Origin of the sequence: Enterococcus sp., assembly GCF_032555305.1 — a bacterium.
In the GTDB taxonomy this organism is placed as follows: Bacteria; Bacillota; Bacilli; order Lactobacillales; family Enterococcaceae; genus Enterococcus_A.
The window spans coordinates 1-16,498 of record NZ_JAWGOQ010000015.1; the positions used below are offsets into that span (position 1 = coordinate 1).

At 33.9% G+C, this 16,498-nt stretch carries 14 protein-coding genes; all 14 read left to right on the forward strand.

The genetic code is table 11. The features are described from left to right. Positions 1-473 (forward strand): hypothetical protein (locus E6139_RS12020; protein WP_316403315.1); only part of this gene is annotated, 473 nt, incomplete at its 5' end. Positions 474-598: 125 nt separating this feature from the next. Continuing rightward, positions 599-916 (forward strand): phage holin family protein, encoded by a 318-nt coding sequence (locus E6139_RS12025; protein WP_410470528.1) that lies wholly within the window; start codon positions 599-601, stop codon positions 914-916. Positions 917-1,126: 210 nt separating this feature from the next. Continuing rightward, complete coding sequence (locus E6139_RS12030) at positions 1,127-3,820, forward strand: hypothetical protein (protein ID WP_316403316.1); 2,694 nt, start codon at positions 1,127-1,129, stop codon at positions 3,818-3,820. A 201-nt stretch (positions 3,821-4,021) separates the two neighbouring features. After that, positions 4,022-5,413, forward strand: a complete 1,392-nt coding sequence (locus E6139_RS12035) for a sugar transferase (RefSeq protein WP_316403317.1) — start codon at positions 4,022-4,024, stop codon at positions 5,411-5,413. Between the two features lie 14 nt (positions 5,414-5,427). Continuing rightward, positions 5,428-6,468, forward strand: a complete 1,041-nt coding sequence (locus tag E6139_RS12040; protein ID WP_316403318.1) for a glycosyltransferase family 2 protein — start codon at positions 5,428-5,430, stop codon at positions 6,466-6,468. Between the two features lie 15 nt (positions 6,469-6,483). Then, on the forward strand, positions 6,484-7,356 hold the full coding sequence (locus E6139_RS12045; protein ID WP_316403319.1) for a phosphorylcholine transferase LicD: 873 nt from the start codon (positions 6,484-6,486) through the stop codon (positions 7,354-7,356). Continuing rightward, positions 7,357-8,058 (forward strand): IspD/TarI family cytidylyltransferase, encoded by a 702-nt coding sequence (locus E6139_RS12050; protein WP_316403320.1) that lies wholly within the window; start codon positions 7,357-7,359, stop codon positions 8,056-8,058. It begins immediately after the preceding gene. Positions 8,059-8,068: 10 nt separating this feature from the next. After that, positions 8,069-9,124 (forward strand): NAD-dependent epimerase/dehydratase family protein, encoded by a 1,056-nt coding sequence (locus E6139_RS12055; RefSeq protein WP_410470529.1) that lies wholly within the window; start codon positions 8,069-8,071, stop codon positions 9,122-9,124. Next, positions 9,124-10,104, forward strand: coding sequence for a glycosyltransferase family 2 protein (locus E6139_RS12060; RefSeq protein ID WP_316403321.1), 981 nt, complete (start codon positions 9,124-9,126; stop codon positions 10,102-10,104). The genes E6139_RS12055 and E6139_RS12060 overlap by 1 nt, the downstream gene beginning before the upstream one ends. A 36-nt stretch (positions 10,105-10,140) precedes the next feature. Beyond that, the gene (locus E6139_RS12065) at positions 10,141-11,547 is read left to right on the forward strand and encodes an O-antigen ligase family protein (RefSeq protein WP_316403322.1); all 1,407 of its coding nucleotides are present in this window, start codon (positions 10,141-10,143) and stop codon (positions 11,545-11,547) included. A 14-nt stretch (positions 11,548-11,561) separates the two neighbouring features. Then, entirely contained in the window at positions 11,562-12,779 is a 1,218-nt protein-coding gene (locus E6139_RS12070) for a CDP-glycerol glycerophosphotransferase family protein (RefSeq protein ID WP_316403323.1), read from the forward strand. An 80-nt stretch (positions 12,780-12,859) separates the two neighbouring features. After that, positions 12,860-14,266 (forward strand): lipopolysaccharide biosynthesis protein, encoded by a 1,407-nt coding sequence (locus E6139_RS12075; RefSeq protein ID WP_316403324.1) that lies wholly within the window; start codon positions 12,860-12,862, stop codon positions 14,264-14,266. Between the two features lie 26 nt (positions 14,267-14,292). Further along, positions 14,293-15,243, forward strand: a complete 951-nt coding sequence (locus E6139_RS12080) for an NAD-dependent epimerase/dehydratase family protein (RefSeq protein ID WP_316403325.1) — start codon at positions 14,293-14,295, stop codon at positions 15,241-15,243. Positions 15,244-15,309: 66 nt separating this feature from the next. Then, positions 15,310-16,278, forward strand: coding sequence for a glycosyltransferase family 2 protein (locus E6139_RS12085; RefSeq protein WP_316403326.1), 969 nt, complete (start codon positions 15,310-15,312; stop codon positions 16,276-16,278). The last annotated feature ends 220 nt before the right edge of the window (positions 16,279-16,498 follow it).

The window sequence follows — 16,498 nt, forward strand, 5'->3', positions numbered from 1 at the left end:
AACTATTTGATTCTGTGGTGACCGCAAAGGTCGTGAAATACATTGATACCTTAATCTTTGATCCAGAACATGAGGCACAGAACGTGAATTATTACGGCGAGCCAGGCAAAGAAGCAGAACCAACCTGTGAAGAAGTAGGTTGTTTTGAAGTAGCAGATGAGCCGAAAAAAGTAGAACAGGAACTGTTGGCGACTCCGAAACCAACTGCTCTACCCAAAGCACCACTTGGACGCTATTTCAAGCAGTTAACTAGTATTGACACAACAGAAAAACCCGTAGTAGCAGTGGCGAAGGACACTCTTCTACAAGCGAAGACAATGCCAATCGAGAAGATCAAACAGAAGCAAGATTCGGTTCAAACTGCTAAGCCTGACTCAAGCCATGATAAGCAAGAACGAACCGGACTACTGCACTGGCTCCACAGGATTAGGAAGAAAAACAAAGAAGGACCCACAGAAATTCCGCGCGAATAAGCCATTTTCGCGATTACATCCGATCAATGACAAGTTCATAACTGCGTAGGAAACAACATTTTTCTGACACCTGCGATTCTACTCGCAGGTGTTTACTAACTATTTTTAGAAAGCGAGGTATATACATGAATCTTTTAACAATCGTATCAGGAGGAAGTATCCTCGATTATTTATTCGGTGGAAGCGTGCCGATCATGGGTGTTTTCTTAACTATGACCGGCTTAGACCTTTTCACTGGCTACATTAAAGCATTAAGGAGCCATACATGGGTATCCTCCATTAATCTTTATGGACTATTTACCAAATTCATCACCTTTTCTACCATCATTTGCGCTGCAGCATTAGACAAGATCGCTCCAACCGTTGGGATCACATTACCCATCAATGTCGCGCTGATCTGGACGGCTTTACTAATCGTTTACGAGATCGGCTCGATTCTGTAAAATGCCCATGAATTCGGGCTGAAAATTACTTGGCTGCAAAAATGGCTGAGAGTCTTTGAATGAAATGATGGAAAAATAATCGGATATTAGATTATCAAAACTATTTCTTTTTCAATTATGATAAAATATTTATAACAATATTGATTAAGTTGGGAGGGTTGTTAAGTAATCTATCAGATTATTTGACATTTAGTTATGAAAAGGAAAAAGGTGTTATGGTTGTGGTACTTGTCGGTTATTTTGTGTTTACCGTTGGTTGGATTTACAAGTTCTGTTGAAGACTCATCCCCTGAACGTTCTTCATCAACGAGAGCATTTCAGACGGAAATTAGTAGTACTTTAAATAGTAGTACTACAGTTGAACAAACAATAGAAAGCTCAGAGTATTCTTCTGAAATAGAAGTACCTTCGTCAGTTTCTGACGATGAAACATCAATGAGTGAAAAGAAGCAAAATACAAGAAAAGAAGAACCTAGTGTACAGGCGGAATCATTTAGCGAAAAATTTTTTATTTCAATCAGTGATGAGAATTATGTTCTATTTAAGAATCTAGATGGTGAAACAATTGATGATGGACGAAAGAACTATCAAAAAACGTTTGCTGCACAAGAAGTTACCAGCAATGATGGAACAAAATACTATCTTTTAAGTAACTCTAAGCGTGAAATAGGTTATATTAATCCAGATAGTACTGAAAAGGTAACTAGTGAGGAAGGAAAACTATTTTCTGAGTCTAATACTTATGGTAGTATAATATCTGCTGATGCAGAGCTATTCACTACGGATTTTAAACAAAATGGAACGACGAAAAATTTAAAAGATCAAACTTTTGAGATCGCAGGCTATTATAATCACTACGATGAGAAAGTATATTATTTATTAAAAAATTCCACTGATCAATCAATCGGTGTGGTAGAGGAATCTGCAGTTGAAAAAGCAGACAATCAAGCAGGTATCAAGCACTCTGTGAATGACTATTATTCTGTTATGAAGAAAGATCAAAAAATTTGGAAGGATCTAAATTTTGATGAGTTGGGAACCACTGCATCAATCAATGAAAAAACTTTTAGTGTTAAGGAATGGTATTACCATTTTAACGGGAAAAAGTATTATGCACTTTATGATAATGGTGGAATATTCAGAGGGTTTGTTGAAGAAGGGACAATAAAGAAGGCAAGTAGTTCTGGTGGAATATGGCGATCAATGAATCAACATATCACTATTACAAAGAATAATTGGGCAATCTGGAAAGATTTTAACTTTAAAAATGGGAATTCTACTAAAGGCCTGTACCAACGTACCTATAAAGTTACTGGATATTATAATCATTTAAATGGATCGAAATATTTGTCTGTTTATGATAGTAAAGGTATTTGGCAAGGCTATCTTAATTCAGAAGGCGCTGAAGTAGTACAGACTCTAGGAGGGAAATGGTATGGAACCAATCAGTATATAACAATTACAAAGAACAATTGGACCATTTGGAAGGATTTCAATTTTAAAAATGGAAGTTCGACTAAAAGTTTATTTCAGAGAACGTATCGAGTAACAGGCTGGTATCGCCATTATAATGGCATAAAATATTTATCAGTCTATGATAATAAAGGCAAATGGTTGGGATATTTAAATGAAGGCGGAGCACAGACAGTAAATAACCCTGGAGGCAAGTGGAATGGCGTTAATCAATATATCTCCGTTACTAAAAACAATTGGACCATTTGGAAGGATTTCAATTTCAAGAATGGAAGTTCAACAAAAAATCTCTATCAACGTACGTATCGAATAACAGGCTGGTATCGCCATTATAATGGCACAAAATATTTATCAGTCTACGACAATAAAGGCAAATGGATGGGATATCTGAACGAAGACGGAGCACAAACGGCAAATAATCCTGGCGGTAAATGGAATAGTACGAATCAATACGTGACCGTAAATAAGAATAATTGGAGCATTTGGAAAGATTTTAATTTTCAAAATGGAAGTTCAACTAAAAATTTACACACAAAAACCTACCAAGTAACTGGTTGGTATCGCCATTTTAATGGAACCAAATACTTATCTCTGTATGACAATAAAGGGAAATGGCAGGGCTATTTGAATGAAGGTGGTGCTGCTAAAGCGGGTGGTGCCCAAGGAACTGGTTTTTCTATGAATAAATCGGTTCTAGTAATAAAAAGTGGATATTCTATATGGAACAACTTTAGCTGGAAAGAGAAGACTAGAACGAATTCACTGATCAATAAAACTTATCAAGTCAAGTGGTATTACAAACATATGAATGGTTCAACTTATTATTCGCTTTATGATGCTAATGGCAAATGGTTCGGTTATGTTAATAGTGGAGCAGTCAGAGAGCGAAGAGGTGTGTCGCATTATCTAGGAAATACTCGTCAAAAAGTACTCAATGAGCTAAATGCACATCAAAATGATCGTTTTTACTTAGGAACGCCATTCCGCTTAGCTGGTTTCAGCAATCCAGAGATGTTTTTAGTTCCTAATGGTGTGCCGAGTGTATACGGACCAGGTATGAATTGTACTGGGTTCGTTGCTACTGTCACTCGAAGAAGCGGTGGAAACTTAAACCGCATTTCAGGAATAACTTCTGGAGTTGGTGGGTACGTGAATGCTTATAATTGGCGAGATGCCTTAACCCGAAATGTTGAGTATTATTCGTTTAGTTCGATTGATGCTTTATTAAGAAGCGGAAAAGCGCAAAAGGGCGATCTTATTTATCTGGAAGCCGTTTTTACAAATCCTACTTATGATTGTCATATCGGGATTTTCTGGGGAAATAGCCCGAGTGAGAACAGATTCTGGCATCAAGTAATTGATGGCAATAAAATATCTCACATCTATTCCGGTACCCCCTATTCAAAAGTGTACCTTTTCCCACAAGATTAGAAATGTAAAAATATGCATTTTTAAAGTTTAAAATTTCTTTATATAATCCATCTGAAACTTTGATTAAAAGCGGTCAAAATCTACTGATTTGACCGCTTTTTGTTCTTTTCTTTTTTATTACTTTTTCTAGGAATGCTACTTTTTTTTTAGGGTGTATGGTAAGATGTGAAGTGGATTATTTTGTGGATTAGGAGTGTTTGTATGAATAAAAGTGGCGAATGGAGCGCTGCCCGCCGTTTTTTTATTATTTTAGTGGACGTGGTTGTTTATAATTTCTCTGTTTACCTTAGCTTTTTGCTAAAATTTGGTGGAGAAATTCCAGCAAGAAACTTTCAAACATTTGAAAGTTCTGCATTATTTACTTCGCTGTTCTTCATTATATTAAATGTTTTACTAGGGACGTACGTTTTTTATAATAGAATCGTCAGTGACATTTTTTTTGTGACGGTTATTGGGCAATTCTTGATGTCCTTGGGTATTATGATCATTACTTTTGCTGGACGTTGGTTCGCTTTTCCCAGAACGGTAATTTTGATTTCATTTTTACTTGGCACAGTATTATTGATTGTCTATCGTACAATCATTTATAAAGCCTATATGAAATTGAGCTCTGATAAAAAAGTGACAATTCTTGGTTTTGAAAAGGATGTAGCACCAGCGATTCAAAACTTTAGTTCACAAAAAAACAATAAACATAAAGTAGAGTCAGTTGTTTTAGATCATTTCTATGATAACTTGTTTAAAATCATTAGTGATGTAGATATCGTATATTTGGCATCAGACATTCCTGAGGCTGAAAAAATCAAAGTATATCAATTAGTGACTAAAGAAGAAAAGAAATTGTTTCTAAATACAACCTTTGAAAACTTAGTGACGATTAATCCGAATATCATGAACTTTGAAGATGAAAGTATTATTGAGTCATCTGGATTCAGGATTCCTTCAGAAGATGCGATGTTTAAACGCCTTTTTGATATTGTGGTTTCTTTGATTTTACTGGTAATTGCATCGCCCTTTATGTTGATTACCGCAATTTTAGTAAAAGTAACGTCACCTGGTCCAGTTATCTACAAGCAAATTCGAATTACTCAGGATCAAAAGGAGTTTCCTATATATAAGTTCCGTTCCATGAGCGCAACAGCGGAGTCTAAATCAGGACCAGTTTTAGCTAAAAGTAATGATGCTCGCGTAACGCCTGTTGGAAAATTTATCCGTGCTGTTCGTTTTGATGAACTACCTCAATTGATTAACGTGCTAAAAGGGGACATGTCCATTATTGGTCCACGTCCAGAACGACCTTTCTTTGTTGAGCAATTTAATCAAGAAAATCCCTATTATTATCTACGCCATAACGTGCGCGCTGGAATTACTGGTTATGCTCAGGTTTATGGTAAATATGTTTCGGACTACAACAGCAAATTGAAATTTGACTTGCTTTATATCAAGAAATACTCTTTCATGTTGGATTTAAAAATCTTGCTGCAGACCATCAAAATATTATTTGATAAAGTTTCTTCACAAGGTCTGGAAGAAGACGAGGTTTGCACATCGTTAGATAATATGGACTTTCCAAAAGAGAAAATCTTACAGTAATTTGAGGTGAAAGAATGTCCAAACCAAAATTTAGTATTATAATTCCGATTTTCAATGCTGAACTAACCATTACCAAGACTATCGATATATTGAAGAAAATGGATTCCTCGAATTTTGAGGTTTTACTCGTTAATGATGGTTCTACTGATGATACTGAAAAAGTAATTAATAATTATATTGTAGGAGATACAAGATTCACTTTGTTTAGTAAAAAGAATGAAGGACCTGGATTAGCTAGAAATTTCGGAATTGAGCAAGCAACGGGTGACTATCTGCTCTTTTTTGACGCGGATGATTTTCCTAAGCAGACCATATTAGATGATTATTTGACTATCATTTCTGATAATTCTAACCTTGATTTGATTATAAGCTCATTCACCTTTAGAACTCTAAATCAAGAAAAGATTGTTGATGAAAAGGATTATTTAGTGGATGACTATGTTTATAGTAATAATGAAGAATTTTTATCTGACATGTATGAATTGATGAATAAACAATTGATGTATGTTGTGTGGAATAAATGCTATCGACGAGATATTATTGTGGATCGCGCAATACGTTTCAAGAATTATAGTAGTTGTGAGGATCGAATTTTCAATTTAGACTATTACAAACATTGTTCTAAGGTTGTAATGAACTCAAAAATTGAATATATTTATGAGTTTGAAAACAGCCTAGGAATTACGAATAAGTATAATAAAAATAAGTTTGCCACTTTTAAAGAGTTTTACGAACGTAGTAATGCAATTACAAATGATGAAAATAAAGATGGGATGGCTGCATTATTACTCAAGGGGACAACGTCTGTCATTTTTTCGATTTTGGAAACAGAAAAAATTAATAAGAGTCAAAAAAAAATTGAAATCAATAGAATTTTGCTTGACAAATCGATTTTAGACGCAAAAAAAATAGCTAAAACTGATACCATAGCAAAAAGAATTACCAAGATATTTTTTAATATACCAAAACCTTTGTTTTTACTTGTCCTTAATACTGGTGCTTTTGTTGAGACAAGGATGCCAGGATTAATGGCATTATTAAAGAGAAAATATTAGCGATTGAGGGATCATATGTACAGTAAAGACAAGCAATTACGTCAAGTACAAGTAACTAGCTTAGAACTTGCAAAGTATTTTTCTGATTTTTGTGATCGGAATGGATTGTTATGCTATTTATGTGGTGGGGGAGCAATAGGTTCAGTTAGGCATCAAGGCTTTATTCCTTGGGATGATGATTTAGATTTTTTTATGCCTAGGTCAGATTATGAAAAACTACTAGTTTTGTGGAAAGATCAAGAGAGCGATAATAAATTCGTTTTATTGAGAGCTAGTAAGGATTACAATGATCGAAATTCGTTCACAACGCTTCGAGATAAAGAGACCACTTTTATCAAGACTTATCAAGAAGACTTGGATATTAGTCATGGTATTCAGATTGATATTTTTCCTTTAGATGTTGCTCCAGAAAAAAAATATCAAAGAAAAATCCAAAAGTTTTGGGCATTAGTTTATGCTGTATACTGTAGTCAACAAGTTCCCCAAAATCATGGAGCTTTTTTTGCGAAATTAGGAAAATTGTTATTGAATCTGGCACCTAGTCAATTGAATAAGTACCATGTTTGGAAGTATGCAGAAAATAGGATGACAAAGTATAATTCAAAAGAAACTGGTTTTGTTACTGAATTATGTGTAGGCCCTAGGTACATGGGTAATGTCTACCCTAAAAAAGATTTCTCTGATGCTAAAAAAGTTCCTTTTGAGAATACAGAATTACCAATACCAATTGGCTATGATAATTATCTATCAAATGTTTTCGGACACTACATGCAGCTACCTCCAGAAGATCAACGAGTGGCGCACCACGAAACAGTGTTTATTGATCCAGATAATGCTTATACAAAATATAAAGGTATTTATTATTTAACCAACAAGGAGGACAAATAAGTGATTACAGCATTAATTATTGCCGGCGGTGTCGGAAAAAGAATGGGACAGGATATACCAAAACAATTCATAACAATTGAAGGTAAGCCAATCATCATCTATACTCTTGAGTCTTTTGAGCAACATCCGCTTGTTGATCGGGTATTAGTTGTTTGTAAGCATGGCTGGGAAGAAACACTGTGGGGTTACGTGAAAGAATACGGACTTAAAAAGGTTCAATGGATCATTCCCGGAGGTTCCAAAGGACAGGAGTCTATCAATAATGGTGTTCAATTTCTTAAAGAGTACTCGGAGGAAGATGACACAATCATTATTCATGATGGCATTCGCCCTTTAGTAGATGAAATTGTATTGTCAGATGTAATCGTTAAGTGTCAAGAGTATGGAAATGGCGTTACTTCATTACCATATAACGAGCAAATTTTCTTAAAGGATACAGAAGAAACTACGAAACAGTACATTGATCGTAATACCCTACGCAGAGTTTCTACTCCTCAAGCTTATCAGTTTGGAAAATTAAGCTGGGCCTATGATAAAGCAATCAAAGAAGATGTTGGAATGACCGACTCTTCCTATACAAATACCATGATGGTCGAACTGGGAGAAACATTGTATTTTGCAGCTGGATCTGACAAGAACATCAAATTAACGACACAGGATGATTTAGAACTTTTCAAAGCATATTTAAAGATGAAGGACTAGAGGTGGAAGTGTGTTATTAGAAAATGAAATCTATCGTTCTGAGTTAGATAGAATCAACCAGGCAAAAAATGACTGGAACAAGATTGATAACCATTCATTTTTGATTATCGGTGCAACTGGAATGATTGGTTCCTATATGATAGATGTTTTAATGAGAAGAAATGAGAAACTAAATGCAAACATCCATGTTTTTGCAATGGGAAGAAGTCTAGAGCGCTTAAGATCAAGATTTTCAATGTATCTGGACTCTAGCCTTTTTCATATGGTAGAAACAGATGTCACTCAACCAATTGCATTAGATGATAAAGTTGATTATGTTCTCCATGGAGCTAGTAATACACATCCCAGAGCCTATGCAACTGATCCAATCGGAACGATCATGACAAACTTAATGGGCACGCAACAAGTTTTAGATTTTGCTGTCCGTAATCGTTCAAAGCGAATTGCTTTTCTCTCAACTGTTGAAATCTATGGTGAAAACAGAGGAGACGTGGAGAAATTTTCAGAAGATTACTGTGGCTATATTGATTGTAATACATTGAGAGCAGGATATCCTGAGGGAAAACGAGCTAGTGAGAGTCTTTGCCAAGCATATATTGCAAAACATAAATTGGATATTGTTATTCCGCGGATTTGTCGTACTTTCGGGCCTACAATGCTATTAAACGATTCAAAGGCATCATCGCAATTCATCTTGAATGCTGTTAATGATGAGGATATTGTTTTGAAGAGTGAAGGTAATCAATATTTCTCTTATGCTTATGTTGGAGATGTAGTTTATGCATTACTCTACTTATTAGCAAGTGGTAAAAATGGTGAAGCGTATAATATTGCTGTTCCAGAATTTGATTTATATTTAAAAGATTTAGCTGAAGCATTAGCAAGCTTAAATCAGAAAGAAGTTATTTTTGATTTGCCTGACGAAGAAGAACGAAAAGGTTTTTCAACAGCAAGTCAAGCTATCTTAGCTTCAAATAAAATTGATTCCATCGGCTGGAAAGCACTATTTGGAGTGAATGAGGCTTTAAAAAATACAGTAGAGTTAATCAGAAATGAGCGAATTTAATGTGTGAAATAAGTATCATCGTTCCTGTCTATAATGTAGAAAAGTATTTAAGAAAATGTGTTGAGTCTATACTAAATCAGACTTTCAAGGACTTTGAACTGATTTTAGTAGATGATGGATCGCCCGATAATTCTGGTGCTATTTGTGACCAATATGCTAAACGGGATGCTCGTGTCAGAGTAATCCATAAAGAGAACGGCGGATTGAGTAGTGCACGAAACGCTGGTATTGAAATTGCCAAGGGTAAGTATTTAGGCTTTGTGGATAGTGATGATTATATTGCTGAGGATATGTATGAAGTTTTATTTAATCAAATTATAGCCTACAATGCCAATATATCAACGATAGAAATGATAGATGTCTATGAAAATCGAGTGACTAAAGTATCCAACAAAAAAAAAGTACAGCTTATTAATCAAAAAGATGCTATTAAGGCAGTCCTAGATAGTACAGATATTTTTGCCTATGCTGTGAATAAACTTTATCAAAAAGAGCTATTCGATAAGGTGCGCTATCCAGAAGGTAAAATTGTGGAAGATGCTTTTATCATTATGGATTTGTTACTGCAGTGCGATAGAGTCGTTTCGAATACGGAACAAAAATACTTTTATTATAGAAGAAATGATAGTATCACCGGATTAGCTTTTTCTGAAAAAAATTTTGATGTTATAGAAGCATGGGAGTATAATGGAAAGTTGATTAACAAAGTATACCCAGAACTCCTAGATTCTATTCAGAGGAGAATTTGTTGGTCCTATTTTGATGTATTGGATAAGATGGCTTTGAGTGATGAAAAAGGGATGAAAGAAAGTAGAAAACAAATCGTGAACTTTCTTCGATCTAATTTTACATTTGTAATGAAGAATTCAGTATTTACAAAAAGTAGAAAATTATCAATGATAGCTTTGATGATCAGTAATTCTTGTTATGATTTATTAGCAAAAATAAAGTATAATCATGTGGTTAAAAAAAATAGTTGATAAAATTTTAATTTGTCAAAAGGAAGAATGGGTTTTATGGAATATAAAGAAAATGTGTTGCTCCAAAGAGGGAAAAATATTTTTATAATTGGGTTGTTACTACTACTGATTAGTAGAGCGGTCGGACCCTACAGCTTATTGCCTTCAATTATTGATAATGTAATATTTTCATTTTTAGCAATTTTTGGAAGTATCGTCTTAGCTGCAGATTTTTTTACAAGAATATTGAAAAGGAATCGTTGGACTTATGATACATTACTTCTTTTGTTCATTGCTATTATGATTGTTTCAAGTCTTGTCAATATGAAATATGGAATTTTTGCAAACATTAAATTCATCATATGGGAGGCATTATACTTTTTCATTGTCTATGACCATGGTGTAAGTTCCAACCAAAAAGATTCCGAACAATTATTGTCTTGGATTAGTGGTATTCTTATTACTGTTTGGACGCTTCTAGTAGTAGTTTCACTCGGAATGTTCTTGACACAATTTCATTATTTGATTCAATTAACAAGGGTAAACCCATTGAGAATTGGAATGCTAGAAGGCCGCTTATTCGGTGTTTTTTCTGATCCAAACTATGGATCAGTAATGTGTGTCGTTACTATTTTTTTAAGTTTGTATTATCTTTTTAGTAAAGAATTTAAAAATAAATGGTTAATAGCAGGTATTTGTTTATCGATATTCCTAAATATTAGTTATATCGTATTATCAGGATCTAGAAATGGGCTTATTACGCTTTTATTGACAACTTTTGTTTTTGTATTCTTTACTATGTACCAGTTTCAATTAAAAAAGAAGACAAATTTAGGGCTATCAATTTTGTTGTCTCTTTTAAGCGGAGTAGCAGTCGCTGCAATTATCTTTTTAATCACTAAGCTAATTAAAACCGGATGGTCTTATTTTCCACAATTTTTTGAGAAAGAACAATCTGCCGGAAAAAAAATGGAAGGTAAAGTTAATTTGACTAGACATGATGTGACGGATAGTTCGGATGTATCTAATTTACGTTTTACTATTTGGAAAAGCGCTTTGGAAATTTTTCAGTCTAACTGGCTATTTGGGACATCTCCGAAAAACATGATTGCATATGCACAGGATGTTTTACCTAATACTTATATTGCACAACGTAATTTTTCGGTCCATAACGCATATTTGAACACGTTAGCTTCTACTGGAATTTTTGGTGGAATAACTTTTATTGCCTTTATTGTCAGTAAAGCTTCAAAGGTAATTGGTTTTCTATTCAAACCAATAGCTAACTTTTTATCTCAACGTATTGTATATTGTATTTGTGGTGTTTTTGCACTAGCTTTTTCTGGTTTTTTTCACAATGAAATGATTTTAGTGAATATTTCAGGAGCATTTTTATTCTGGTTTTTACTAGGTAATGTGATTGGAAAAATGAACGAGGAAAAAGAAGGTCAGAATTTGCATTGAGAGGAATAATGTCAATGAAGAATAACTTAGAATCTAAAATATTCCGAACAATGTTTGTGTTAAAAAGTATTCTTCTGAGAATTGGAAGATATGGAATATTCTACTGTTGCTATCCATTCCTAGTTTTAAAACCACTCAATAAAAACAAAATTGTGGTTTCCAGTTATTTTGGCAAAGGTTATGGGGATAATCCAAAGTATATTTGTGAATACTTATTATCTCAGAGGAAGGATTTGGATATTGTATGGTTATGTAAACCAGAAGTAATCGAGACTCAAGCTATGCAATTTCCAATTGGAATTCGTTTGGTAAAAAATAGATCAATAAAAGCATTATTTGAGATGTTTTCGGCAAAAATTTGGATAGATAATAGTCGAAAAAGTTTTTATCCTCCAAAACGAAAAGGTCAGTTTTACTTACAGACTTGGCATGCTGGATTTGGATTAAAACGAATCGAAAATAATGCTGTCGAAAAACTAAAACCAAGATATGTAAAATTAGCAAAAAAAGACTCTGAAATGTGTGATCTGCTTGTATTTGAAAGTTCTAAATTATTCAAAAATGTTGGAAAAATGTTTTGGTACAAGGGAGAGATTTTCAGGGAGGGAGTTCCTAGAAATGATGTAATTGTAAATAATGATCCTGCTGTAATTAAGAAAGTTTATAAAAATTATTCTATTCCTTCAGAAAAAAAAATTGTGCTCTATGCTCCTACTTTTAGGGCTGGTGAGCTTGTAGAAGTTAACTCCGAATTTTTAGAGAACGTAAGAAAAACAATTTCTATGAAGTTCAATAAAGATTATGTATTACTTATTCGTTTACATCCCAATGATACAGAAAATAAGAAATTGATTCTTGGTGATATTAATAGCACTCATATCATTGATGCTTCTAATTACAATGATATGCAGGAGCTGTTATGTGCTACTGATTTACTAATAACTGATTACTCATCAACTATTGGCGAAGCTTTGGTTTCTGATAAAAAGTGCTTTATTTATGCTTATGATTATGATAAGTATAAACAAAATAGAGGATTGGTAATGGACTTAATTGATTTACCTTTTCCAGTAACGATGGATCAAAATTCTTTTCTTGATAGTATCAGAAATTTTGATTTGAATGAATATTTGCTGAGTGTTCGAAGATTTAAAGATGAATTAAATATTTCCGAATCCGGCCATGCAAGCCAAACTTTAGGAGATCGAATACTATTGGAAATGTCAAAATAGGAAGAGGACTCAATGTATGGACATTTGCTAATGTTCTCTTTTGCTTAAAATTTTTCCGAAAGGTCGTATATTGAATTAATATGGGTAAATACAAAAAGTTAGTAGGAAATTCGTTTATATTTGCAGTAGGAAATTTGGGAAGTAAATTAATTTCATTTGTCCTAGTTCCACTATATACATATTATCTTACGACTAAAGAATATGGACAAGTTGATTTAGTAACAACGACAGTCAGCTTAATGATTCCAATAGTATCTGGCGGAATATCTGTTGCTGTTTTGCGCTTTGCGTTAGATAAAGGCGTAGATAAGAAAGCCGTGGTTACCAATTCAACAGTAATAGCTTTAATAGGTATCTTAATTACTGCTCTCTGCTATCCTTTATTGTCCTTAACCGGAGCGTTTAATAAAATATTATTGGCGTTTATAATGCTGTTAGCATTTCAAATTTTCACACAAATAATTGCTCAATTTGCCAGAGGTAATGGACAAGTAAGAGTTTTTGCCTTTAACGGTATGATCAAGACATTAGCAATCGGATTATTGAATATTTATTTTTTAGTGGTTTTAAAGATGGGCTTGAATGGTTATCTTATTTCTCTAATACTTGCTGAAATTATTTCTTTGATTTATCTTTCAATAACGACACCATACTTTAAAAGTTTTTCGACTAAACTGATTAGTAAAAGTTTTATCAAAGAAATGCTAATGTTTTCTGTTCCGACAATTCCCAATGACGTATTATGGTGGTTTGTGAACAGTGCCAGCCGGTATTTCATTCTATATTTTTTAGGAGTAGGAGCAAACGGAATTTATGCTGTAGCAAACAAGATACCCTCAGTGATTTCTATGATGCAGTCTGTATTTTCTCAAGCTTGGCAGATTTCATTAGTTGAAGAGATTGATTCTGAGAATCGTGGTGAGTTCCATGCAAATATTTTTAAATATTATGCATTTTTACTTTTTTTTACTGCATCTTCAATTATGGTCATATTGAAGTGGTTGTTGGGTAATCTTGTTCAGAGTTCATATTTTACCAGTTGGGAAGTCACTCCATTTTTATTAATTTCAGCGATTTATTCAGGGTTTATTGGTTTTTATGGGCAATTTTATATAGCAGAAAAGAAAACAAGAGGATTAATGAATACTTCAATTATTTCTGGTATTTTAAGTATTGTTCTTAACTTTGTGTTTATTTCAATGTTCGGCTTAATAGGTGTCGGATTGGCCTCTATGATAAGTTTGTTTGTTGGTTGGATGATCCGAATCTATGATACAAGTAAGTTTATTATTGTCAAAATAGATATTAAGAATATTGTAGCAAATCACATTGTCTTAGCTCTTCAAGTTTTTTTAATTTTTAAATTCGATGGACTAATACTAATAATCTTGGAGACTATCTGCTTAATAATCCTGTTGTTTGTAAATGGAGACATTGTCAAAGGAACGATTGAAACAATAAGACGTACTATTCGTTCAAAGAAATAGAATTTTAATCAGAGGTGGATAATGTAATGAGAAGTATCTTAATCACAGGTGGTGCCGGCTTCATCGGTTCTACTTTAGCCAATCATTTATCTAAAAAAAGTTCTGTAATTGTTCTTGATGATTTATCGATGGGGAAAGAGGAGAACTTAGTAAAAAATTCCAACCTTACATTTGTTAATGGTTCAGTTACGGATAAAGAATTAATGAATGAAATTCTTTCAAAAAATACTTTCGACTATATTTTCCATCTGGCTGCAATTGCTAGTGTGGCAGATTCGGTCGAGCGTCCGGTAGAAACACACCAAATAAATTTTGAAAGTGTTTTGATGCTGCTAGAATTAATCAAAAAGTATCAAAAAGATTTGAAACGGTTAGTTTTCAGCTCATCAGCAGCAGTTTATGGTGATGAGCCAACTTTACCCAAGAAGGAAGAATCAGTTATTCGTCCTTTGACTCCGTATGCAGTCGACAAGTTTGCTGCAGAGCAATATGTATTGGATTATAATCATCTGTATGGTATACGCACTAGTGCTGTGCGCTTCTTTAATGTTTATGGACCAAATCAGAATCCAGAATCACCATACAGCGGTGTTATATCAATTTTAGTAGATCGGTACAAAAAACTACAAGCAGGAGCAGAAGCCGAATTTACTTTGTTTGGTGATGGTTCGCAATCACGCGATTTCGTTTTCATTGAAGATGTTATTCAGGCTTTATTGCTCGTAGCAAGTAAAGAAGATTCTTTGGGTCGACAGTTTAATGTTGGAACTGGAGAGGCACTCGATTTGAATGAACTAATTGGAGTAATTGATGAAGCATTAGACATTAAACTGCCTGTAAAGTATGAAGCAGAAAGAGATGGAGATATTAAGGACTCAGTTGCTGATATTTCCAGACTTAAGAGTTTAGGATTTAAACCAAACTTTAGTGTTCAAGCAGGTATGAGAAAATATTTAGAATCTGAAAATTTGATTTAAAAGTCGGAGCGCATCCGACTTTTTTTTGGTATTATGATAGATAGTTGTGAAGTTAGGAGAGTAAACATGAACAATGAAAAAATAGCTATCCTTATCCCTTGTTATAACGAATCACTGACAATCAAAAAAGTAATCAATGATTTTCAAAGGGAATTGCCTGGTGCGGCTATCTACGTCTATGACAATAATTCAACAGATAATACGTACGAAATTGCACTGAATGAAGGAGCAATCGTAAAAAAGGAACCACGCCAGGGGAAAGGGAATGTTATTCGTCAAATGTTTTTTGATATAGAGGCAGATTACTATTTGATGGTGGACGGTGATGATACGTACCCCGCTGAAAACTCTAAGGAGCTAATTGCAGCTTTAAAAGAAGGCAGAGCGGATATGGTTATCGGAGATCGATTATCCAATGGGACGTATTTTAACGAGAATAAACGAGCCTTTCACGATTTCGGGAATAACTTGGTCAAGAACTCAATCAATCGTTTGTATCAAGCGGATATTAAGGATGTAATGACTGGCTATCGCGGATTCAACCGAATGTTTGTTAAGAGTTTTCCTGTAATGAGCTCAGGATTTCAAATTGAAACAGAATTTACAATACATGCTTTAGATAAGCGTTTTAAACTGGTAGAGATTCCGATAGATTATCGTGACCGACCTGAAGGTAGTGAATCGAAGTTAGATACTTACTCTGATGGGATCAAAGTTTTATTGACGATCTTGAAGATGTTCAAAGATTATAAGCCGTTATTGTTTTTCTCTGTTATTAGTCTAATTTTCTTTTTGTTTGGACTGATTTTTGGTGTACCAGTGATCAATGAGTTTGTTCGCACAGGTTTTATTACTAAAGTGCCTTCTTCGATATTAGCAACAGGCTTAATGGTTTTTTCGTTGTTGTTGTTAATTACGGGATTAATCCTTGATACAGTAGTCACAAATGCAAAAAAAGAGTATGAGTTAAACCTGTATCGTTTATATGAAGAAGAAAGTAAAAGAGAAAAAAATATAATTTCCTTAACTAAATAAATTTTACATTTCCCTCCTCTTTCATTTCATGTATAATGGTTAAAGTTATGACATGAAGTAAGGAGGAGTTGTTTTTGTCTGAGGATCAAAACCAACACTCAGAAGAAGGATCTTTTAAAGAGCAGATTATGCGGGCTTTAGAAGAGGGAAAGAAAAATCGTGATGTAGAGTCAACCAAAAAAAAGACGACGAAATCTGGAACTTCAGGAGCAAAGAAAGA

Bases quoted from the DNA above. Each gene is read 5' to 3' on its own strand.
- E6139_RS12070 (WP_316403323.1), top strand. From the start codon at position 11,562: ATGAAGAATAACTTAGAATCTAAAATATTCCGAACAATGTTTGTGTTA.
- E6139_RS12060 (WP_316403321.1), top strand. From the start codon at position 9,124: ATGTGTGAAATAAGTATCATCGTTCCTGTCTATAATGTAGAAAAGTAT.
- E6139_RS12085 (WP_316403326.1), top strand. From the start codon at position 15,310: ATGAACAATGAAAAAATAGCTATCCTTATCCCTTGTTATAACGAATCA.
- E6139_RS12075 (WP_316403324.1), top strand. From the start codon at position 12,860: ATGGGTAAATACAAAAAGTTAGTAGGAAATTCGTTTATATTTGCAGTA.
- E6139_RS12045 (WP_316403319.1), top strand. From the start codon at position 6,484: ATGTACAGTAAAGACAAGCAATTACGTCAAGTACAAGTAACTAGCTTA.
- E6139_RS12025 (WP_410470528.1), top strand. From the start codon at position 599: ATGAATCTTTTAACAATCGTATCAGGAGGAAGTATCCTCGATTATTTA.
- E6139_RS12035 (WP_316403317.1), top strand. From the start codon at position 4,022: ATGAATAAAAGTGGCGAATGGAGCGCTGCCCGCCGTTTTTTTATTATT.
- E6139_RS12065 (WP_316403322.1), top strand. From the start codon at position 10,141: ATGGAATATAAAGAAAATGTGTTGCTCCAAAGAGGGAAAAATATTTTT.
- E6139_RS12040 (WP_316403318.1), top strand. From the start codon at position 5,428: ATGTCCAAACCAAAATTTAGTATTATAATTCCGATTTTCAATGCTGAA.
- E6139_RS12080 (WP_316403325.1), top strand. From the start codon at position 14,293: ATGAGAAGTATCTTAATCACAGGTGGTGCCGGCTTCATCGGTTCTACT.